We start from the raw sequence: 19,555 nt of genomic DNA on the forward strand, positions 1-19,555 counted from the left end.
CCTCCTGCCGGCATCAAGCCAAATCTCTCGATCAGCCATATACGTTATCCACTGCCCCAATCGCCATCGGCGAACCTGCACGTTGTGCGAGTCGCCGCGACCCCAATCGCCCCGTCGTCAAGTCACGACTAAAACAGAGATTGCTGCAGCGCACAATGTTGCACTGCAAAATATTTCATTCCGCCTTTCGGCTTCGCACGGGAGGGCGTGGCTACCCTTGTCCGAACGCGAAAACGGCAAGCTGATGCCTGTCCGCACGAACGAAATTTTAATGTAAATGAAGCGTAATCCCGGCCATTAAAATGTTGCGTATGTGTTGGGGTTGCGCATGCCGGAATATTCGTCCTTCATCCGGTCGGTCCGGATGCGCTATATTTCAGGATTGCTGATCTTCGCGCTGGCTTCGGCCGTCATCATGATTGCGCTCGATCGCGTCAATTCCTTTCGCCATGACATCGACGCGCTGAGCAGCAATCTCGTCGCCTTCACCCGCGACCTGCGCAACGCGACCAGCTTTGCCGAAACGACCGGTACCGCCTGGCGGGCCGAGACACGCGATGCCCTGACCTCATCGGCGCGCGGCCATTCGGAGCGGCTGACCGGCGAAATCGAGACGCTGACCGCGCAGCTTGCCGCGATAAAGCCGCGCCTTTCGCGCAAGACCATCAACGAGCTCGAATCCGCTTCCGTCAACGGCGATCTGTTCTGGTCGCCGCGCGACATGGTGCGCAACTTCAACCTGATGTCGATGGCGCAGAAGGTCGATGAATGGAGCTATCGCGAAATCCGCAACCAGAACGACCTGTTTGCCCAGCCCATGCTGGTTCGCGTCCGCACCGCCATGGACGATGAGCGTCACCTGGCCGATGCCTCCAGCGACAGGCTGCTGCTTTGGGCGAGCGGCATCCTGTTCGCAGCACTTGCCGTCGTCGCCTTCTGGATCTTCCGCCCCATGGAATCGGCAATCCGCCGCGCCTTTGCCGAATCCGCCGAATCCCTGTTCAAGGCCGAGGCCGCAGACCGCGCCAAGTCGGAATTCCTCGCCAATATGAGCCACGAGATCCGCACGCCGATGAACGGCGTGCTCGGCATGGCCGAACTGCTGGCCAAGACCGACCTGACCCCACGCCAGAAGACTTTCACCGAAGTCATCGTCAAATCCGGCAATGCGTTGCTCACCATCATCAACGACATCCTCGATTTCTCGAAGATCAATGCCGGCCAGCTTACCCTCGATCCAGCCCCCTTCCGTCTCGCCGAAGCGGTCGAGGATGTGGCGACGCTGGTATCGGCGCGCGTCGCCGAAAAGAACCTCGAACTGATCGTGCGTGTCGACCCGCGCCTGCCGGCCTATGTCGTCGGCGACGCCGGGCGGTTCCGGCAGATCGTCACCAACCTGCTCGGCAATGCGGTGAAGTTCACCGAGAAGGGTCATGTGCTGATCGATGTCGGCGGCGAGATCGTCAAGGATGTCGTCCAGCTCAAGGTCCGCGTCGAGGACACCGGCATCGGCATACCGGCCGAGAAGCTGCAGAACGTGTTCGAGAAATTCGCCCAGGTCGACGGCTCATCGACCCGCCGCCACGAAGGCACCGGCCTCGGCCTCGCCATCGCCGCCCGCCTCGTCGACCTGATGGCCGGCAAGATCGGCGTCGAGAGCGAGATTGGTCGCGGCTCGGTGTTCTGGTTTGCCGTGCCGCTGCCCGCGCATCATGCCGCCGCGCGCGATGAAATCGTGCCGGTCGACGTCACCGGCGCGCGCGTGCTGGTCATCGACGACAATCCGGTCAACCGCGAGATCCTGCTCGAGCAGCTCAGGAGCTGGAGCTTCGATTGTGCCGCCGCCGAAAGCGGCGCCGTGGGCCTGGCCTTCCTCGATCGCGCCTGCCAGCTGGGAGCCGCCGTCGACTGCATCATCCTCGACTACCAGATGCCGGGCATGAACGGCGCCGATGTCGCCAGGGCCATTGCCGCCGACAGCCGGCTGTCCTCGATTCCGGTGGTGCTGCTGACCTCTGTCGACCAGGTCGATTTCGGCAAGATGATCCTCGACTTCGGCATTGCCGCGCATCTGACCAAGCCGGCGCGCTCGGCCGTCCTGCTCGGCACCGTCATTTCGGTCGTCCAGAAGGCCCGTTCGCAGGTTGGCAAGGCGCAGTTCGTCCGCGAACCGGTCCCGCCGCTTCCACAGGCCGCACCGCCCGCCTTCACCGTCATCCGCGGCCCGGCAATACGAGCCGCGACGGCACCGGCATCGACAGCCACGCCGAACGGCCCGATCGATATCCTCATTGCCGAGGACAATGACGTGAACCAGCTGGTGTTCGGCCAGATCCTCAATGGACTGGGCCTCAGCTATCGCATCGCCGGCAATGGCCGCACGGCGGTCGAGATGTACCGGTCGCTTCGCCCCAAGTTGATCCTGATGGACGTCTCGATGCCGGAGATGAACGGTTACGAAGCAACCCGCGCCATCCGGGCGATCGAGGTCTCGACGGGCACGCACATCCCGATCATCGGCGTCACCGCGCATGCGCTGAAGGGTGATCGCGACAAGTGCATCGAGGCCGGCATGGACGACTATTTGCCGAAACCGGTTTCGCCCGACCGCCTCGGCACCAAGATCGGCACCTGGCTCAGCGAGACGGTGGTGGCCAAGACCGCGTAAATTCAGGCCCAGTCCGGCTGCCGGATCAGCGCAGCCGGCCGATCGGGATGATCTCCGGCGAGTTGGCGACATAAGGTTCGCCCTGCCAGCTGCCGAGCCATTGCTCCACGAGCAGGCCGGCGTCATCCAGCATTCCGGCAAGATCCTCCTTTGCCGGGAAAGCGATCTTCGATTCAGCGCCCAGAGCCGATCCGCCGCCTGGAATTTCATAAAAGGTCGAATAGGTGACGACGCCAGTGGCGACATCGTGTTCCACGTCATTCCAGGCCTTGACGGTGCCGAGACTGGGATGCGCCACTTTCCGTGCGGAGCGCTGTGGCGTCCATTCGCGCCATTCCTCGACGGCGGGATTTCGGGTGTCGAAAATGAAGCGTCCACCTGGAGCAAGATGAATAGCGATGGTGCGCAGCACCGACGCTTGATCGTTCGCTGTCAGGAAGACCTGGAAGGCATGCCCGGTCAGCAGCACCAGATCGAAGCGTCGCCCGAGCCGTACGGTTCGCGCGTCGCCCTCGACCCAATCGACCTTGTCTCCGCCAGGCCTGCCGCGCCCGACATCGAGCATCGGCGATGCCGGATCGACTCCGGTGACGCTGCGCCCGTCGCTGAGCGACGCGGCCAGCTGACCGGTGCCGCAGCCGAGGTCAAGGACCGAGCGCGCATTGCCAGCGAATCCAAGACAATAATTGAAATCGTCGCCGCCTGCGTTCTCCATATCGTAGAACTGGACCAGATCGGGGTCGCTGTAGAGTCTGTCGGTCATGGCGGGCGCCTATAACCGAAATTTCTATTGGATTCGACTGCGGGCTTGTTGGTTTGGCCTTACCGGTTGCGCACCACCACGCACGCCCCGCCGACGCTTTGCAATCTCTGGCAGATGACATTGGCGGCGGCGCGGTCGTCGACGCCGATCCTGACCGCGTAGATGCCGCGCCGGCCGATCGGCGTACGCACCCGGCTGACCACCGGATCATGCCCGCCAAGCAAGGCCGGAAACCGGCCTCTCACCCGCAGCCACTGGCTGATCGCGGCACTGCGGCGGAAGTTGCCGGCCACCTGGATGCCCCATGGTTTTATATTGATCGAAGCCATCGCCACGGTTTGCGACATGATCACCGGCAGCTTGCGGCAAGCCACGGCAAAATCCGCCTTTGCGTCGAGCGGCTCGACCTTTCCGGCATGGGCCCGGTCAGTGAAGTTGTCGACCGGCTCGCCCATGACGTCGAAAACATAGCTCTCGGTCTCCATCGGCAGGAAGCCGCCGGAGCCCAGCCAGCGCGACACCCGGCTTTCGCCGGCATTGTAGGCGGCGGCCGCCAGGCCAAGATTGCCGTAGCTGGTTTTCATTTCGGCGAGGTATTTCGCCGACGCCGGGATCGCCTGGCTGATGTCGAAGGAATTGGCGAGGCCGCGCATCTTGGCGGTCCCCGGCATGAACTGGGCGATGCCTTCGGCGCCAACCGGACTGACGGCGTCGGGATCGAAACGGCTTTCCTTCCAGATCAGGCGGGCGAAAAAATCCCGCGGCAGGCCGTTCTGGTCGGCATGGGCCTGGATCAGGTTGCAGATCCTGTCGATGAGCCTCTGCCTGGCCGATTGCGGCGGATCGGCCTGCACAGCTGTCGAGCAGACCAGGGCGCAAAGCAGAACCAGCGTCGCCCTGAGGAAACGCTGCACCGCGCGCTGAGCCCGTGCCGAAAGTCGCTCCGGCGCGCCACATGATGGTGGCTTCGAGAACCGGAGCGCAGCGGACATTTGGTCCGTGAGCACCGGAAGCGCAGAAGACGCCCTCAGGTGGCCGCCGGAGTAGATTTTCCGCATGGGCTCATTCGGCCGCGGCCTTGCCGCGACCAAACCGTTGCTCGATATAGTCGGTGACCATTTTCTCGAAATCCGCCGCGATCGATGGCCCGCGTAGCGTCGCCGCCTTCTTGCCATCGACGAAGACGGGCGCCGTCGGCGTCTCGCCGGTGCCGGGCAGCGAAATGCCGATGTCGGCATGCTTGGACTCGCCCGGACCGTTGACGATGCAACCCATCACCGCGACCTTGAGGTTCTCGACGCCGGGATATTTCTCGCGCCACACCGGCATGTTCTTCCGCAAATCGGCCTGGATGTTCTGGGCGAGTTCCTGGAACACGGTGGAGGTCGTGCGGCCGCAGCCCGGACATGCGGCGACGATCGGCACGAACTGCCTGAACCCCATGGTCTGTAGCAGCTCCTGCGACACCTGCACCTCACGCGTGCGGTCGCCATTCGGCTCCGGCGTCAGCGAGATGCGGATGGTGTCGCCGATGCCCTGCTGCAGCAGGATGCCCATCGCGGCGGACGAAGCCACGATGCCTTTCGACCCCATGCCGGCTTCGGTGAGGCCGAGATGCAGGGCATGATCGGAGCGGGTGGCGAGTTCGGTATAGACGGCGATCAGGTCCTGCACGCCGCTGACCTTGGCCGACAGGATGATTTTCTCACGGCCAAGGCCGATCTCTTCCGCCATCTCCGCCGACAGGATCGCCGACTGCACGATCGCCTCGCGGGTCACTTCCTGCGCCGTCAGCGGAAAACCCTGCGCCTGGTTGTCGTCCATCAGCCGGGTCAGCAGCTCCTGGTCGAGCGAGCCCCAGTTGACGCCGATGCGCACCGGCTTGTCGTATTTGATCGCCATCTCGACGATCGCCGCGAACTGCCGGTCCTTCTTGTCCTTGAAGCCGACATTGCCGGGGTTGATGCGATATTTGGCCAGCGCCTCGGCGCAGGCCGGATGGTCGGCCAAGAGCTTGTGGCCGATATAATGGAAATCGCCGACCAGCGGCACGTTGATGCCGAGCCGAGCCAGCCTTTCGTGGATGCGTGGCACGGCGGCCGCGCTCTCGTCGCGATCGACGGTGATGCGCACGATCTCGGACCCGGCGCGGTGCAGCGCCGCGACTTGCGCGACCGTCTGGTCGACATCGGCGGTGTCGGTGTTGGTCATCGACTGCACGACGACAGGCGCGCCGCCGCCGACAACCACGCCGCCGACATCAACGCCGACCGACGTGCGGCGAGGAAAGGGAAAGGAAAAATATCCGGTCATGCCGGCAGCCTTTTGTCTCTGGAGCACTGTGCGTCCACTTGGACGCACAAAAATGCGCCCCGGGCCGATGCGCTAAAGTTCGGCATGAGGTGGAGGAGCAAAGATGGCTTGTCAATGGCGACAGGTCGCCACTGGCCGCAATTGGCCTGTCGCCGGGATCAGAAACAACCCATGGAGCTTGAGACGGCCGAAGCAAAAAATGGAGCTGAACGGAGGTCCAACTCGCATCGTGGCCAGCACTGAAAATCAAAAACCACCACACCGGCGGCAGTTGCCGCCGGCAAGAGAGGCCGCGGATGGTGAGCGGCTATGTCAGAAGGGCATCAATGCGTGGTTGGTTGCGCCCTCAGTTTTTCAATCTCGTCCTTGAGTGCCAGCTTGCGTCGCTTGAGATTCACGATTTCGAGGTCGTCCACCGACGGGTGGTTCATCGCGTCATCGATTTCACGTTCGATGTCGCCGTGTTTCCGCTGCAACTCATCAAGATGGGAAGCAAGAGACATGATTGGTTCTCCCTTTCATGGTTTCCTCGATTGCAACCGCCAAAGGCGCGTCCACCGCAGGCTCGCTTCTGTGACGGCACCATGACACTGTGCCACCATCCGACATCGATGTCGAATGCTGCGTGGTAGCATTCCACGACAATGTGAAATGTGATATGGGCTGCGCGCCGGTGGCAGAAGTTGCCGGCCCCGCCCAAATCAGGCCCATTTTTGGGCGCCGCAGACGTGCAGACGGTAGAGAATGTCCGATCAGGAACAGGCCGATATTCGCCTCGAATTTTCCCGGCTGAAGCAGGAACACGCCGATTTCGACGCGGCGATCAACGCGATGATCGCCACGAATTGCGACCCGCTCCAGATCCAGCGCATGAAGAAGAAGAAGCTGGTTCTCAAGGACCGGCTGATGGCGCTGGAAGATAAGATCATTCCCGACATCATCGCGTGAGCGGCAACGCCCGGTCGCTTCATCCGCCGATCGAAAGTCTGGCCGCGCGGTCGCGCAACAGGCCCAGGAGATTGCCGGTCCGTTCCTCTGACGTGTCGATGGGAACCACCAGGCACATCGTCGCCTCAATCTTGCCGGGCGCGGAAAACACCGGAACGGCCAGGCATTTCGTATAGGCGTCGACCAGGCCGGATGTGACGCAATAGCCGGTCGCCCGGGCGGTCGCGATATCGGTGATGAAGTCGTCCAACAGCAGTCGGCGGCCGTCGGGCAGCGTGAGATCGTCTTCCGACACCATGGCCTCGATATCAGCCCTTTCCAGGCCCGCCAGCAGCAGCCGGCCCGAGGCGGTCCAGGGCAGCGGTATCTGCAGGCCGGTGGCCGAACTGATACGGAAGGGTCTGGTTCCCGGACTCGAATGGACGATCGTGTAGCGGCCGCTCTGCAGCATGCACAGCTCCGAGGTCTCGCCGGTTTCGCGCGAAAGATGGTCGACCTCCTGACGCCCTCGCCTCAGCAGGTCGTTACCCCGCACATAGTCCATTCCGTAGAGGTAGAGCTTCTTGCCGAAATAGACGCGATTGCCGTCGCCAGCCATTTCCAGCAAGCCGGCCTCGACCAGCGAACGCACGACCGTGTAGGTCGTCGAACGGGGTGCGTTCACCCCCTTGGCAAGGTCGCCAATGCCGATCGCGCGCTGCGTCGTGTGAAGAAACTCCAGAATCTCGAGCACCCGGTTAAGGCCCTTTTCACGGGAGCCACCCGTCTTCTGGCCAACTGAAACTGCCAAGGCACTGCCATCTTGCATTGTCGATTCCTGATGTTAGTATCTGTCTTGTACAGGATACAAACGTCTCTTGTAAGAGACGATCGCTCTGAAGTCCACCGATGCGTGTATTGTCTGTGCATAGGGGAACACAACACGAAAGGAGGTCGCCGTGAACGACACATCCGGAAGACGTGATTTTCTGAAATTGGGAATGGCAGGGCTGGCCACGGCCGGCGTACTGGCTACGGTCGATGCGCAGAAGGCCGCTGCCCAGGCAGCACCCGACAGCCTGCTGCGCACGGTGCTCGACCGCGGCAAGCTGATCGTCGGCACCGGCAGCACCAACGCGCCCTGGCACTTCGAGAACGACGCCGGCGAACTCGTCGGCATGGACATCACCATGGGACGCATTCTTGCCAAGGGACTTTTCGACGATCCGACCAAGGTCGAATTTGTCATGCAGGACCCCGCGCAGCGCATTCCGAACGTGACCACCAACAAGGTCGACATCACCATCCAGTTCATGACGATGAGCGCGCAGCGTTCGCAGCTGGTGAATTTTTCCCGGCCTTACTATGTCGAGGGCGTCGCCCTGCTGAGCCTTCCGACCGCCGAGAACAAGACCTTCGACAAGCTGCTTGCCGGCGGCGCCGCGACGCGCGTCTCCATCCTGCAGAATGTCGATGCCGAGGCACAGGTGCATTCGGTCCTGCCTGAGTGCCAGGTCATGCAGATCGATACCCAGGCCAACGTGCTGCAGGCGCTGGAATCCAAGCGCGTCGACGCCGCCGCCGTCGATCTGTCCACGGTACGCTGGCTCGCTTCGCGCAATCCGGACAAATACTTCGACGCCGGCAAGAGCTGGCTGAGCATGCTTTACGGCGCGGCACTTCGGCAAGGCGACCTTGACTGGCTGACCTTCGTCAACGCAACCTTCACCATCGCCATGTTCGGTCACGAAAACGCCCTCTACGACGCGGCGTTCAAGGACTATTTCGGGCAGGAGCCGCCGGCGCGCCACCCCGGCTTCCCGGCCATCTGATCTGCAACGGGCGGAAGGGCGTATCCAGCGCCCTTCCGCCTCCCGACGGCCCTCGGCACTGAGGCGGACGCATGGGCTATGCCCTCAATTTCAACCTGATCTGGCGGCATTTCGACAAGCTCTGGGGCGGACTGCTGCTCAGTCTCGAACTTGCCGTCATCTCGATCGCCATCGGCATCGTCATCGGGCTGGTTCTGGCGGTCTGGTACGTTTCGGCCGGACGTGTGGTGCGCACGATTATCGCTGCCTACGTGGAGTTCATCCGCAACGTGCCGCTGATCCTGCTCGTCTACCTCGTCTTTTACGGCCTGCCGACGGTGGTCGATATCGCCTACAGCGCCCAGACCTCGTTCGTCGCGACGCTGGCGCTCTACAGCGGTGCCTATCTCGTCGAAGTGTTTAGGTCCGGGCTGGAGGCCGTGCCGCGCGGACAGATCGATGCCGGCAAGGCGATCGGCCTGACACCGTGGCAAAGGTTGCTGCATGTGCGCCTGCCGACGATGCTGCGCATAACGCTGCCTGCGCTTTCCAACACGTTCATTTCGCTTTTCAAGGATACGTCCGTGGCGTCGGTCATTTCGGTGCCCGAACTGACCTACGGCGCCCAATGGATCAACTTCAACACGTTCCGGATCGTCGAGGTCTATCTCGTGGTAACGGCGATGTACCTGCTCACGGGCTATGCGCTTCTCTATGCGCTGAGGCTTCTCGAACGCTGGTTCAGGGCGGCGCATTAGATGATCGGCCAGATCGCCTATGCCTTACCTTTCCTCGCCCAGGGTCTTGCCCTGACGCTGTGGGTATCACTGCTGGTCGTGGTGTTCTCGCTGGTCGCCGGCGTGATCATGGGGGTCGGCCTGGTCTATGGTCCCGCCCCGCTGCGTTGGGTGGTGCGCATCTTCAGCGACACCATCCGCGGCATACCGATCCTGGTGCTGATCTTCTTTGTCTATTACGGCCTGCCTGCCGTCGGGCTTCATCTGCCGTCCTTCTGGGCCGCCGTGCTGGCGCTCACCCTGTTCAAGACGGCGCAGGTCATCGAATATCTCAGGGGGGCGGTCGGTTCCATTCCGAAGGGGCAATCCGAGGCGGCAATGGCGATCGGACTGACCTTTCGCCAGCGCCTGGCCTACGTCATCTTCCCGCAGGCATTCAGGCGCTTCCTGCCGCCCTGGATCAACGGCGTCACCGATGCGGTCAAGGGCAGCGCGCTGGTGTCATTGCTCGGCATCACCGACCTGATGCAGGCCATCAACCAGGTCATCGGCCGCACCTACGAGGCCATGCCGCTCTACATTCTCGGCGCGCTCATCTACTTCGCCGTCAACTACGCACTCTCGCTCGCCAGCCGGCGGCTCGAGAAGCGCTTCTCCTTCATCCGGGAATAGCACGATGTCCACCAGTTCCAAGATCGACACCCCGGCCCTTCTCGACGTCGCCAATGTTTCCAAGTCCTTCGGCTCCGTCGAAGTGCTGCGCTCGGTCAGCCTGCAGGTGGCGCGCGGCGAAGTGGTGACGGTCATTGGCCCCTCGGGCAGCGGCAAGACCACGCTGCTGCGTTGCGTCAACTTCCTGGAAAGCTACGACAGCGGTTCGATCCGCATCGACGGCAAGGAGGTCGGCTTTCGCGACACCGGGACCCGGCAGCGCCGCAGCGAACGCGACCTCGCCGCGATGCGCGCCGAAACCGGCATGGTGTTCCAGAGCTTCAACCTCTTTCCGCATCTGACAGCGGCTGGCAACATCATGCTTGGTCTGCGCAAGGTGCGCGGCAAGAGCAGCGCGGAAGCACGCAGCATCGCCGAACACTGGCTCGGCCGGGTCGGCCTTGCCCACAAGGCCGACAGCCTTCCCGCCGAACTGTCCGGCGGCCAGCAGCAACGTGTCGGCATTGCCCGTGCCGTGGCGATGGGACCGAAGATCCTGCTGCTCGACGAGATAACCTCCGCTCTCGACCCCGAACTGGTCGGTGAGGTGCTCGAGGTCGTGCGCAGCCTGGCCGAGGAAGGCATGACGATGGTGATGGTCACGCATGAGATGGCCTTTGCCCGCGATGCTTCGAGCCGCATCGTCTTCATGGCCGACGGCGGCGTCAGCGCGGCCGGCCCACCCGCCGAAATTCTTGCGGCGGACACCGATAATGAGCGCCTGCGCAACTTCCTGGCACGCTTCCGCGCCTCGCATTTCTGACACCAGACGGCGAAAGCTGTCGCAAGGAGCCTTTTCATGACGCCTTACATCCGGCTCGCCGAATTGGGCCTGACGCTGCCCGAACCGCCGACGCCCATCGCCAACTTCGTCACTCACGCTGAAAGCGGACGGTTGATCTTCCTGTCCGGCCAGGGGCCGCTGCGGGCCGACGGCACGCTCTTCACCGGCAAGGTGGGAGATGACGTCACGGTCGAGGAGGCCTACGGCCATGCCCGCCTCACCGGCCTTAATCTGCTCGCCGTCATGCACGCGGCCGCTGGCGACCTCGGCCGCATCGTGCGCATCGTCAAGCTGCTCGGCTTCGTCAACGCGATACCGACATTCAGCGATCACCCGAAGGTGGTCAATGGCTGTTCCGACCTCTTCGCCGACGTCTTCGACGGCATCGGCGGGCATGCACGCTCGGCGATCGGCGTCGGCTCCTTGCCCGGAAACATCACAGTCGAAATCGAGGCGGTCGTCGAGATCGCCGCCTGACTTCTCCTCAATGGGATCAACAAAGATGAAAACCACTTCCGCCGGCGGCTCCAACTCGACAATCCGCGAACGGCTCGGTCTTCGCCCGATCATCAACGTCTCCGGCACGATGACCGCGCTGGGCGCCTCGATCATCGTCCCCGAAGCGATCAGCGCCATGTCCGAAATGGCCTCGCAATGGGTGGAGATGGACGATCTCCAGCGTGCGGCAAGCACGGTCGTCGCGCGCCTGACCGGCGGCGAGGCCGGCTTCATCACCGCCTGCTGCGCCAGCGGCATCACCATGGCCGTAGCCGGCGCGATGACCGGAACCAACCTGCTCGCCATCGAGCGTCTGCCCGATGACACAGGCGACCTCAAGTCGGAGGTCGTCATCCAGCTTGGCCACATCGTCAATTACGGCGCCCCGATCGATCAGTCGGTGCGCGTCGCCGGCGCCAAGGTGGTACCCGCCGGGACCGTCAGCGTGACGCAGGACTATCATGTGCGCGAAGCGATCAACGACCGCACCGCAGCCGGCCTCTACGTCGTTGCCCACCACACCGTGCAGTACGGCATGTTGTCGCTCGAGGAATTCTGCGAGATCTGCCACGCCAAGGACGTTCCGGTGATCGTCGACGCGGCGTCCGAATACGATCTGCGCGGTTTCCTGGCGCGCGGCGCCGACATCGTCGTCTACAGCGGCCATAAATTCCTCAGCGGACCGACCAGCGGCATCGTTACCGGGCGCAAGGACCTGGTGCGATCAGCCTATCTGCAGAATCGTGGTGTCGCGCGCGCCATGAAGGTCGGCAAGGAAAGCATCGCCGGCACCATGGCCGCGCTCGAAGCCTGGGAAAAGCGCGACCATGGAGGCATCCGCCGGCGTGAGGAAGCAGCGCTCAACCTGTGGAAGGACGCGCTGCAGGGACTGCCGGGCATCGTCGCGCAGATTATTCCCGACCCGACCGCCAATCCGCTCGACCGCCTGCAGGTCTTCGTGTCGCCCGAGAGCCGGTTCACGGCGGCAGGTCTAACCTCGGCACTCGCGGCGGGCTCGCCACCCATCATCGTGCGCAACCACGAGGTCGAGCGCGGCCATTTCTTCCTCGACCCGTGCAATCTTCACCCCGGCGAGGCGGAGATCGTCGCCGAACGGCTGCGCGCCATTTTGACCGCGAAGGACCGTCCTGCCGATGCGATGAAGCCTGTCCGCAAGGATTCGTCCGGCGTGTTGCGCTGGCCGGACTGAGCGTCAAGCGGCCACTGACCTGAAATGCACCGATCGATCACGCGACTGTGAACGGGCGAATTTGCACGCGGCGGGAATAAACCAACGCCGTCCCGGGTCTCCTCGACATACGCCACTGCTGGCGTTGAGGAGACCGACATGCCCCTTCATTGCGAAGACGACAGCGAACATGGCCGCGGCGCCAGCCGTCGTCATGCGCTGAAGCGCATGATCGTCGCCAGTCCTTCCTCCATGGCGCCCTTCCCTGCCATAGCGCTTGACACCGGTGACGCAGATGAATTCAGTTCCAGCAAGGCAGGCGGCTTTGCCTGTTCCCGGGGGCTTTACCCCTACGAGCAGGGCAAGGTCGCCATCACATCTTGAAGCGGCACGGCCCGGAGTATCGGATCATGGTGCTGCTTTGAGCGAGAAGGCCTTGGCCGAGCGCTTCAACGAAGTGGTGCTGCCGCATCTCGGCGACGCGCTGGCGCTTGCCCGCTGGCTGACCGGCAATGCCGCCGACGCGGAGGATGTCGTGCAAGATGCCTGCATCAAGGCACATGCCGGCATATCAGGCTATGCCGGCGGCAACTCCCGCGCCTGGCTGCTGACCATCGTGCGCAACACCTCCTACACCTGGATGTCGCGCAACCGGCCGCTCAGCATCATGGCCGTCGGCGACCTCGGCGATCTCGACGACATGGCGGCGGCACACGGCACCAGCCTGCCGGACGAGAACGGCCCGGAGGCGAGCTTGATCGCCAAGGCCGATACGGCGGCATTGGAAGCGGCGATAGCGGCGCTGCCGCAGCCGTTTCGCGAGACGCTGGTGCTGCGCGACATCAACGGCCTCAGCTATCGCGAGATATCGGCCATGCTCGGCGTGGCGATGGGCACGGTGATGTCACGGCTGGCGCGGGCACGGAACCTGCTTATGTCTGAACTTGGGAGTGCGCCATGAGCGACGACGGACTGCCCAACGACGCGGAAGGGATCAAGTTGATGATCCACGCTTTGATCGATGGCGAACTCGATGCGGCGGCGGCGCTGGCGCTGGAGCGGCGCATTGCCGCCGACCCGCGGCTTGCCGCCGAACATGCCCGCATCGTCGCCTTGCGGGCGGCGGTCACCCGCTTGCCACGCCCCGATGTCAGCGACGCCTTTCGGGCGCGTATCGCTGCACTTGGTGTGACAGCCACGGCACAGCCGACACAGGAAGAGCCGGTGCGAGACGAACTGGTGGAGCCGCGGCGGGACATACCGTCGGCGCGACCGGATCAGATAAGCCAACTCCGCGGAACCGCGAGGCAGGAGGCCCAGACAAGGCCGTCGCAGACGCGGGCGCTGCCAAGGGCGCGCCGCTTCGGCTCGTTCGACTGGCGCGCCATGGCCGCGTCGATCATGATCAGCGCGGTGCTGGCCAGCGGGGCGACGCAATGGGTGATGTTCAACAGCGCGTCCGACGGCTTCGCTGCGGCGGTCGCCAGCGGCCATCGCCGCAGCCTGCTTGCCGCCAGCCCGATCGACATCGTCTCGTCCGACCGCCATACGGTCAAGCCATGGCTCGACGCCCGGATCGGCGTTTCGCCGCCGGCGCCCGACCTTGCACAGGACGGTTACGCACTGATCGGTGGCCGCGTCGAGGTGATCGCCGACCGGCCGGTGCCGGCACTGGTCTACCGTCACCGCGAACACCTGATCACGCTGGTCGCCGAACCGCAGCAGGGCGGCAGCACCACCGCGCCGGAAGATCTTTCGTCGGGCGGCTTCTCGATGGTGCATTGGAGCGACGGCGCCTTCTCCTACTGGGCGATCTCCGACATGGAGCGGCCCGAACTCGACGACTTCGTCGCCCGCTTCCGCAAGGCGGCCGTATGAGGCGGTTTTGCTCGGCAACTGATCCCACCGCCTGACGGATCCTCCAGCCTACGACGCCGGCCGGAAACTGCCGGCTCGCGTTTGCGTGGCTCAGCCCGGCCGCAACTGCGGCCGGCGGCTCCTGCAACCTTCAAATAGTAACTTTACAAACTTTTTGGTTTGTGTGAAGTTATGATAATTGAAGGGTCGTCCATGACAGCCAATCGCTTCGCCACGCGCCTGAATTCCTTTGCCTCGCGGCCGCAGGCCGAATGGCCCGGTCTCGCCGGCAAGCCGTCGCTGATGCAGATGGCTGCGCGCGCCGCCAAGGTTGCCGGGCTGACCGACCTCGATCTCAATTTCCCTGATCATGTCGGCGAAAACCCCGCCGAAATTACCCGCAAGCTTGGCGATCTCGGCCTCTCCATCAATGGCTTCGCCATGCGCTACTATTCCAATCCGGCCTTCAAGCTGGGCGCCTTCACCAATCCTGATCCGGCGGTTCGCCGCGAAGCCATCGACATGACCAAGGCCGGCATCGACGCCGTGCGCGAGGCGGGCGCCAGCCTGATGACGCTGTGGCTCGGCCAGGACGGCTTCGACTACGCTTTCCAGGCCGACTATGCGACGCTCTGGCAACACGAAATCGACGGGATTCGTGAAGTCGCGGCACATGACCCCAGCTGCCAGATCAGCTTGGAGTACAAACCGAACGAACCGCGATCCTACAGCCTGATGCCGGATGCGGCGACGACCCTGTTGGCGATCCGCGATGTCGGCCTGCCCAATCTCGGCGTCACCCTCGACTTCGCGCATGTGCTCTATGCCGACGAACAGCCGGCCTTCGCCGCCGCCCTGGTGGCGCGTCACAGCAAGCTGCTCGGCGTGCACCTTAACGATGGCTACGCCAAGCGCGATGACGGCCTGATGGTCGGCGCCGTGCACACGCTGCAGACCATCGAACTGCTCAGGCAGATCCGCCGCGACGGCTACGCCGGTGCCATCTATTTCGACACCTTTCCGGACATGACCGGACTCGACCCGGTGCATGAGTGCGAAGTCAACATCGCCACCGTCAAGCGCATGCTGCGCGTTGTCGACCGGATCGACCGCGACAACCGCCTGTCCACCGCCATCAACAGCCAGGACGCGGTGACATCGCAGGCCATCATCCAGGAAATCATGCTCGGGCCGGACGCGTGACGAGGGGGCGTGGATGACCTTGAGCAGGCTGGACCTGAAAGCGGTAGGACCGCGCATCCGCATGATGATGCCCCATCTCACCCCGCTGGAGGCGAAGGTGGTGGAGACCGTCTTCGGCCGGCGCGGCTTCGACGAGAGCATCCAACTGAAGCAGATCGCCGAGGAATCCGGCGTGTCCGAAGCGATGGTGGTCAAGATCGCCAAGAAGCTCGGCTTCTCCGGCTATCGCGACTTTCGCACCGCCGTCTACGAATACAGCCGCCTGCCGACCGCCGAGATGCACCAGGAGCTTTCGTCCGACGACAGCTCGGCCGAGATCGTGCAAAAAGTGTTCCGCACCTCGATCCAGGCTCTGGAAGAGACGCTCGCCATCCTCGATATCGAGGATTTCGACCGCGCCGCCGAACTGCTTTTCCGCGCGAAGAATCGTGACTTCTACGGCGTCGGCGGTTCGGCGCAGATAGCGCGCGACGTCTCGCACAAATTCCTGCGCATCGGCATCCGCGCATCGGTCTACGACGATTCGCACATGATGCTGATGTCGGCCTCGCTGCTTGGCGCGGACGACATTGCCGTCGGCTTCTCGCATTCCGGCAACACGTCGGCCGTCATCGACGCCATCCAGCTTGCCCGCAAGAACGGTGCCCGCACGCTGGCCATCACCAATTACGACAACTCGCCGCTGGCCCAGATCGCCGACATCGTGCTGTGTTCGACCGCGCAGGGCTCGCCATTGATGGGCGAGAACGCTGCGGCGCGCATCGCCCAACTCAACATCCTCGACGCGCTGTTCGTAGCGGTGGCGCAGCGCGACTACCAGGCGGCGGAGCGCAATCTCGGCCGCACCATGTCGGCGGTGACATCGAAACGAAAAGACCGGGGCTCATGACGCTGCCAACAACGCCGCTGGTCACCGTGTTTGGCAGCCTGCATTACGACATCATGGTCGATGCCCCCGACCGCCCGCGCAAGGGCGAGACGGTGACCGGCCATGCCTGGCACCCGAAATGTGGCGGCAAGGGCGGCAACCAGGCGGTCTCGGCGGCACGGGCCGGGGTGCGCGCGGCGATGATCGGCGCCGTCGGCGACGATGATTTCGGGCGGGCGCTGCTGGCCAATCTCGATCGCGCCGGCGTCGACCGCCGCTTCGTGCGGGTGGCTTCGGGTGCCGGCTCCGGCATCAGCGTGGCGATCTTCGACGCAGGCGGCGACTATGGCGCCGTGATCGTTTCGGGCAGCAATCTCACGCTTGGCGAGGCGGACGTTATGGCCGCTTCCGATGTGGTTGCACGCACAGCGGTGCTGCTGCTGCAGAACGAGGTGCCGGAGGCCGCGAACATTGCGGCAGCGCGCGCGGTGAAGGCAAAGGGCGGCCGAGTCGTGTTCAACGCCGCACCCGCCCGCAAACTCTCCGACGACTTTCTCGCGCTGGTCGACATCCTCGTCGTCAATGCCATCGAGGCGGAATTCCTGGCCGGAGTGGCGGTGGTCGAGACGCTCGACAGCGCCGCGCAAGCGGCTCGGCGGCTGGTCGATCTCTGCCCGGTCGCGATCGTCACGGCGGGCGGCAAAGGCGTCGCCTGCTGCGAACGGACCGGCGAGGCCTTCGCGCTGCCAGCCATCCCGGTGAAGGTTGTCAGCACGCATGGCGCGGGCGACGAATTCGTCGGCGCGCTGGCCGCAGGGCTCGCCCGTGGAGACGCCATGCGGGTGGCAGTGACCGCCGCCAACGCCGCTTCGGCGTTGCTGGTCTCGACACCCGAGGCCGAGCGTCAAGGCATCTAATGGGCTGGTTTCCGTTTGCCGGACAGCGGAGATGCACGCCTATCCTTGCCGTCGATGCTGAATTCCGCTAAGGCGCGCCTTTGTCGCCGGGGAGCACGGACTTGGACGATCAACGCGCCGACGTCGCCATCATCATGGGCAGCCAGTCCGACTGGGCGACCATGCGCCACGCCGCCGAAACCCTGGAGACCCTGGGCATCCCACACAAGCGGCTGATCGTCTCCGCGCATCGCACACCCGAACGGCTCTATGATTTCGCCAAGGGTGCCAAGGCTGCCGGCTACAAGGTGATCATCGCCGGTGCCGGCGGTGCCGCGCATCTGCCCGGCATGACGGCGGCGATGACGCCACTGCCGGTGTTCGGCGTGCCGGTTGAATCGAAGGCGCTCTCCGGCCAGGATTCGCTGCTGTCCATCGTCCAGATGCCGGCCGGCATTCCGGTGGGAACGCTGGCCATCGGCAAGGCCGGCGCGACCAATGCAGCACTTCTGGCCGCCGCCGTGCTGGCGCTCCACGACGACAAGCTTGCCGCGCGCCTGGATGCCTGGCGCGCCGCGCAGACCGCCAAGGTCGCGACCGAACCGACGGATACGCCGTGAGCCTGCCCGCCGGATCGACCATCGGCATCATTGGCGGCGGCCAGCTCGGCCGCATGCTGGCGATATCAGCCGCCCGCCTCGGCTACCGCACGGTGGTGCTCGAGCCGCAACCGGAATGCCCGGCGGCACAGGTGGCCAACCGACAGATAACAGCCGCCTATGACGACCCGGCGGCACTTGCCGAACTGGCGGCGGCGAGTTCCGTCATCACCTACGAATTCGAGAACGTTCCGGTCGCGGCCGCCAGCGCGCTTGCGGACAAGGCCTCGGTCTATCCGCCGGCGCGAGCGCTGGAAGTGGCGCAGGATCGCGTCACCGAGAAGACGTTCCTCAATGGCATCGGCATTGCCACCGCCGATTTCCGCCCGGTCGACAATGACGACGACCTGACCGCGGCACTGAAGGCATTTGGCGGCAGCGGCATCCTCAAGACACGGCGCATGGGCTATGACGGCAAGGGCCAGCGCGTCTTCCGCAACATGGAGGCGGGTGGCTTTGCCGGCACCTGCGAGGCGATGGGCAATGTGCCGCTGGTCCTTGAAAGCTTCGTGCCCTTCGAGCGCGAGATTTCGGTGATCGCCGCGCGTGGGCTGGACGGTGCCGTCGCCAGCTACGATCCGGCCGAGAATGTCCACCGCAACGGCATTCTCCATACATCGACCTTGCCGGCCGGCATAAAACCCGAGACGGCCGCCGCTGCCCGGGCAGCGGCGGCGAGGATATTGTCGGCGCTGGACTATGTCGGCGTCATCGGCGTCGAGTTCTTCGTGCTCGCCGACGGCTCGCTGCTGGCCAACGAGATCGCGCCGCGCGTGCACAATTCCGGCCACTGGACGGAGGCCGCCTGCATCGTTTCGCAGTTCGAGCAGCACGTCCGTGCCGTAGCCGGCCTGCCGCTGGGAGATCCCCGGCGTCATTCCGATTGCGTGATGGAAAATCTCATCGGCGACGACGTGCTGCGCGTTGCCGAGCTGCTGGCCGAGCCCGATCTGATGCTGCATCTCTACGGCAAGGCCGAGGCGCGCCCAGGCCGCAAGATGGGCCATTTCACCCGGATCAGCCGCCGCAATTAGGCATTTCCAGGAAAAGCGTGAAGCGGCTTTCAGTCCGGAATTGCGTCAGAACAAGAACAAGAGAGAGAGAGAGAGAGAGAGAGAGAGAGAGAGAGAGGCCGGCAACCTACTGGACGTCGCCCTCGTCGGGACTGGCGCAACTCGCATCGCCTTCCTGGCAGTTGGCCGCTGCGGCAAGCTGCTTGATCCTATCGTCGGTCAGCCTGGTCAGGCATTGCGAGACCTCCATCGCATGGATCGAACCACCGCTCCTGGCCGCGGTGGCGTGCGCGCACTCGGCGTCGCGGAAACTGATCCATGCGCGTTGCGCCGCCTGCAGCAATTTCTTGTCATCGGCATCATCGGAGCCGATGAGATCCTGATAGGCTTGGTTGAGCTTGGCGTCGGCTGCCTGATAATCCTCGGCGGCGCAGATGTTCATCATCTGCTGGCTGTCGTCGCCGCGGTCGCACTCCTGGGCGCGGGCAGCCGAAGCTCCCGCCAGCAGGACAAGGCAGGCAGACAGGAAAATTCGGCGCATAATCGTCCCCAAATCACTTTACGGCGGCCGCATCATCCCAGCCGGACTCTGGCCACGCAATGCCGCAGGGCATCGATGGCGGATATTTGATGACAGGGATCGTTCACACCCGCCATG

22 protein-coding genes are annotated in these 19,555 nt (G+C 64.0%); 16 read left to right on the forward strand and 6 right to left on the reverse strand.

The annotated features are described in order from the left end of the window. Positions 1 to 328: 328 nt before the first annotated feature. Positions 329 to 2,668, forward strand: coding sequence for a response regulator (locus BLS48_RS14755; protein WP_091578678.1), 2,340 nt, complete (start codon positions 329 to 331; stop codon positions 2,666 to 2,668). A 25-nt stretch (positions 2,669 to 2,693) separates the two neighbouring features. On the opposite strand, the gene BLS48_RS14760 is transcribed toward BLS48_RS14755, so the two are convergent. The 4 genes from BLS48_RS14760 to BLS48_RS14775 form a co-directional block, all read right to left on the reverse strand. After that, on the reverse strand, positions 2,694 to 3,431 hold the full coding sequence (locus tag BLS48_RS14760) for a class I SAM-dependent methyltransferase (protein WP_091578679.1): 738 nt from the start codon (positions 3,429 to 3,431) through the stop codon (positions 2,694 to 2,696). Between the two features lie 59 nt (positions 3,432 to 3,490). Then, positions 3,491 to 4,345, reverse strand: a complete 855-nt coding sequence (locus BLS48_RS14765) for a lytic transglycosylase domain-containing protein (protein WP_091578681.1) — start codon at positions 4,343 to 4,345, stop codon at positions 3,491 to 3,493. Positions 4,346 to 4,493: 148 nt separating this feature from the next. Beyond that, positions 4,494 to 5,744 (reverse strand): flavodoxin-dependent (E)-4-hydroxy-3-methylbut-2-enyl-diphosphate synthase, encoded by a 1,251-nt coding sequence (gene ispG, locus BLS48_RS14770; protein WP_091578931.1) that lies wholly within the window; start codon positions 5,742 to 5,744, stop codon positions 4,494 to 4,496. 323 nt (positions 5,745 to 6,067) lie between these two features. Further along, the gene (locus BLS48_RS14775) at positions 6,068 to 6,247 is read right to left on the reverse strand and encodes a YdcH family protein (protein WP_027023510.1); all 180 of its coding nucleotides are present in this window, start codon (positions 6,245 to 6,247) and stop codon (positions 6,068 to 6,070) included. Between the two features lie 241 nt (positions 6,248 to 6,488). Between BLS48_RS14775 and BLS48_RS14780 the strand changes: the two genes are divergently transcribed. Further along, entirely contained in the window at positions 6,489 to 6,692 is a 204-nt protein-coding gene (locus tag BLS48_RS14780; RefSeq protein ID WP_091578683.1) for a YdcH family protein, read from the forward strand. Positions 6,693 to 6,711: 19 nt separating this feature from the next. Here BLS48_RS14780 and BLS48_RS14785 read toward each other — a convergent pair whose 3' ends face one another. After that, entirely contained in the window at positions 6,712 to 7,500 is a 789-nt protein-coding gene (locus BLS48_RS14785; protein ID WP_091578684.1) for an IclR family transcriptional regulator, read from the reverse strand. Between the two features lie 130 nt (positions 7,501 to 7,630). On the opposite strand from BLS48_RS14785, the gene BLS48_RS14790 reads away from it, so the two are divergent. The 14 genes from BLS48_RS14790 to BLS48_RS14855 all read left to right on the forward strand — a co-directional run bounded on the left by BLS48_RS14790 (position 7,631) and on the right by BLS48_RS14855 (position 18,918). After that, on the forward strand, positions 7,631 to 8,503 hold the full coding sequence (locus BLS48_RS14790) for a transporter substrate-binding protein (protein ID WP_091578686.1): 873 nt from the start codon (positions 7,631 to 7,633) through the stop codon (positions 8,501 to 8,503). A 71-nt stretch (positions 8,504 to 8,574) separates the two neighbouring features. Then, complete coding sequence (locus BLS48_RS14795; protein ID WP_091578687.1) at positions 8,575 to 9,240, forward strand: amino acid ABC transporter permease; 666 nt, start codon at positions 8,575 to 8,577, stop codon at positions 9,238 to 9,240. Beyond that, positions 9,241 to 9,891, forward strand: coding sequence for an amino acid ABC transporter permease (locus tag BLS48_RS14800; RefSeq protein WP_091578689.1), 651 nt, complete (start codon positions 9,241 to 9,243; stop codon positions 9,889 to 9,891). Between the two features lie 4 nt (positions 9,892 to 9,895). Then, positions 9,896 to 10,693 (forward strand): amino acid ABC transporter ATP-binding protein, encoded by a 798-nt coding sequence (locus BLS48_RS14805; RefSeq protein ID WP_091578690.1) that lies wholly within the window; start codon positions 9,896 to 9,898, stop codon positions 10,691 to 10,693. Positions 10,694 to 10,729: 36 nt separating this feature from the next. Continuing rightward, the gene (locus BLS48_RS14810; RefSeq protein ID WP_091578692.1) at positions 10,730 to 11,191 is read left to right on the forward strand and encodes a RidA family protein; all 462 of its coding nucleotides are present in this window, start codon (positions 10,730 to 10,732) and stop codon (positions 11,189 to 11,191) included. A 25-nt stretch (positions 11,192 to 11,216) separates the two neighbouring features. Further along, positions 11,217 to 12,422 carry an aminotransferase class V-fold PLP-dependent enzyme gene (locus BLS48_RS14815; protein ID WP_091578694.1) on the forward strand — a complete coding sequence of 402 codons (1,206 nt, stop codon included), beginning with the start codon at positions 11,217 to 11,219 and terminating at the stop codon, positions 12,420 to 12,422. Between the two features lie 138 nt (positions 12,423 to 12,560). Next, positions 12,561 to 12,785, forward strand: coding sequence for a hypothetical protein (locus BLS48_RS14820; RefSeq protein WP_091578695.1), 225 nt, complete (start codon positions 12,561 to 12,563; stop codon positions 12,783 to 12,785). A 37-nt stretch (positions 12,786 to 12,822) separates the two neighbouring features. Then, entirely contained in the window at positions 12,823 to 13,362 is a 540-nt protein-coding gene (locus BLS48_RS14825; RefSeq protein WP_091578697.1) for a sigma-70 family RNA polymerase sigma factor, read from the forward strand. Further along, entirely contained in the window at positions 13,359 to 14,279 is a 921-nt protein-coding gene (locus tag BLS48_RS14830; protein WP_091578698.1) for an anti-sigma factor family protein, read from the forward strand. The genes BLS48_RS14825 and BLS48_RS14830 overlap by 4 nt, the downstream gene beginning before the upstream one ends. Positions 14,280 to 14,471: 192 nt before the next feature. Next, entirely contained in the window at positions 14,472 to 15,461 is a 990-nt protein-coding gene (locus tag BLS48_RS14835) for a sugar phosphate isomerase/epimerase family protein (protein ID WP_091578700.1), read from the forward strand. 13 nt (positions 15,462 to 15,474) lie between these two features. Further along, the gene (locus BLS48_RS14840) at positions 15,475 to 16,350 is read left to right on the forward strand and encodes a MurR/RpiR family transcriptional regulator (protein ID WP_091578701.1); all 876 of its coding nucleotides are present in this window, start codon (positions 15,475 to 15,477) and stop codon (positions 16,348 to 16,350) included. Then, complete coding sequence (locus BLS48_RS14845; RefSeq protein ID WP_208604620.1) at positions 16,347 to 17,246, forward strand: ribokinase; 900 nt, start codon at positions 16,347 to 16,349, stop codon at positions 17,244 to 17,246. Before BLS48_RS14840 ends, BLS48_RS14845 begins: the two co-directional genes overlap by 4 nt. Positions 17,247 to 17,347: 101 nt before the next feature. Further along, positions 17,348 to 17,845, forward strand: a complete 498-nt coding sequence (gene purE / locus BLS48_RS14850) for a 5-(carboxyamino)imidazole ribonucleotide mutase (RefSeq protein WP_091578703.1) — start codon at positions 17,348 to 17,350, stop codon at positions 17,843 to 17,845. Further along, complete coding sequence (locus BLS48_RS14855; RefSeq protein WP_091578704.1) at positions 17,842 to 18,918, forward strand: 5-(carboxyamino)imidazole ribonucleotide synthase; 1,077 nt, start codon at positions 17,842 to 17,844, stop codon at positions 18,916 to 18,918. Before purE ends, BLS48_RS14855 begins: the two co-directional genes overlap by 4 nt. Before the next feature lie 106 nt (positions 18,919 to 19,024). On the opposite strand, the gene BLS48_RS14860 is transcribed toward BLS48_RS14855, so the two are convergent. Next, positions 19,025 to 19,438, reverse strand: a complete 414-nt coding sequence (locus tag BLS48_RS14860; RefSeq protein ID WP_091578706.1) for a lysozyme inhibitor LprI family protein — start codon at positions 19,436 to 19,438, stop codon at positions 19,025 to 19,027. Between the last annotated feature and the right edge of the window lie 117 nt (positions 19,439 to 19,555).

The sequence above is a fragment of the Mesorhizobium qingshengii genome (genome assembly GCF_900103325.1).
Taxonomy (GTDB): Bacteria; Pseudomonadota; Alphaproteobacteria; order Rhizobiales; family Rhizobiaceae; genus Mesorhizobium; species Mesorhizobium qingshengii.

Bases quoted from the DNA above. Each gene is read 5' to 3' on its own strand.
- BLS48_RS14755 (WP_091578678.1), top strand. From the start codon at position 329: ATGCCGGAATATTCGTCCTTCATCCGGTCGGTCCGGATGCGCTATATT.
- BLS48_RS14760 (WP_091578679.1), bottom strand. From the start codon at position 3,431: ATGACCGACAGACTCTACAGCGACCCCGATCTGGTCCAGTTCTACGAT.
- ispG (WP_091578931.1), bottom strand. From the start codon at position 5,744: ATGACCGGATATTTTTCCTTTCCCTTTCCTCGCCGCACGTCGGTCGGC.
- BLS48_RS14775 (WP_027023510.1), bottom strand. From the start codon at position 6,247: ATGTCTCTTGCTTCCCATCTTGATGAGTTGCAGCGGAAACACGGCGAC.
- BLS48_RS14780 (WP_091578683.1), top strand. From the start codon at position 6,489: ATGTCCGATCAGGAACAGGCCGATATTCGCCTCGAATTTTCCCGGCTG.
- BLS48_RS14785 (WP_091578684.1), bottom strand. From the start codon at position 7,500: ATGCAAGATGGCAGTGCCTTGGCAGTTTCAGTTGGCCAGAAGACGGGT.
- BLS48_RS14795 (WP_091578687.1), top strand. From the start codon at position 8,575: ATGGGCTATGCCCTCAATTTCAACCTGATCTGGCGGCATTTCGACAAG.
- BLS48_RS14800 (WP_091578689.1), top strand. From the start codon at position 9,241: ATGATCGGCCAGATCGCCTATGCCTTACCTTTCCTCGCCCAGGGTCTT.
- BLS48_RS14805 (WP_091578690.1), top strand. From the start codon at position 9,896: ATGTCCACCAGTTCCAAGATCGACACCCCGGCCCTTCTCGACGTCGCC.
- BLS48_RS14810 (WP_091578692.1), top strand. From the start codon at position 10,730: ATGACGCCTTACATCCGGCTCGCCGAATTGGGCCTGACGCTGCCCGAA.
- BLS48_RS14815 (WP_091578694.1), top strand. From the start codon at position 11,217: ATGAAAACCACTTCCGCCGGCGGCTCCAACTCGACAATCCGCGAACGG.
- BLS48_RS14820 (WP_091578695.1), top strand. From the start codon at position 12,561: ATGCCCCTTCATTGCGAAGACGACAGCGAACATGGCCGCGGCGCCAGC.
- BLS48_RS14830 (WP_091578698.1), top strand. From the start codon at position 13,359: ATGAGCGACGACGGACTGCCCAACGACGCGGAAGGGATCAAGTTGATG.
- BLS48_RS14835 (WP_091578700.1), top strand. From the start codon at position 14,472: ATGACAGCCAATCGCTTCGCCACGCGCCTGAATTCCTTTGCCTCGCGG.
- BLS48_RS14840 (WP_091578701.1), top strand. From the start codon at position 15,475: ATGACCTTGAGCAGGCTGGACCTGAAAGCGGTAGGACCGCGCATCCGC.
- BLS48_RS14845 (WP_208604620.1), top strand. From the start codon at position 16,347: ATGACGCTGCCAACAACGCCGCTGGTCACCGTGTTTGGCAGCCTGCAT.
- BLS48_RS14860 (WP_091578706.1), bottom strand. From the start codon at position 19,438: ATGCGCCGAATTTTCCTGTCTGCCTGCCTTGTCCTGCTGGCGGGAGCT.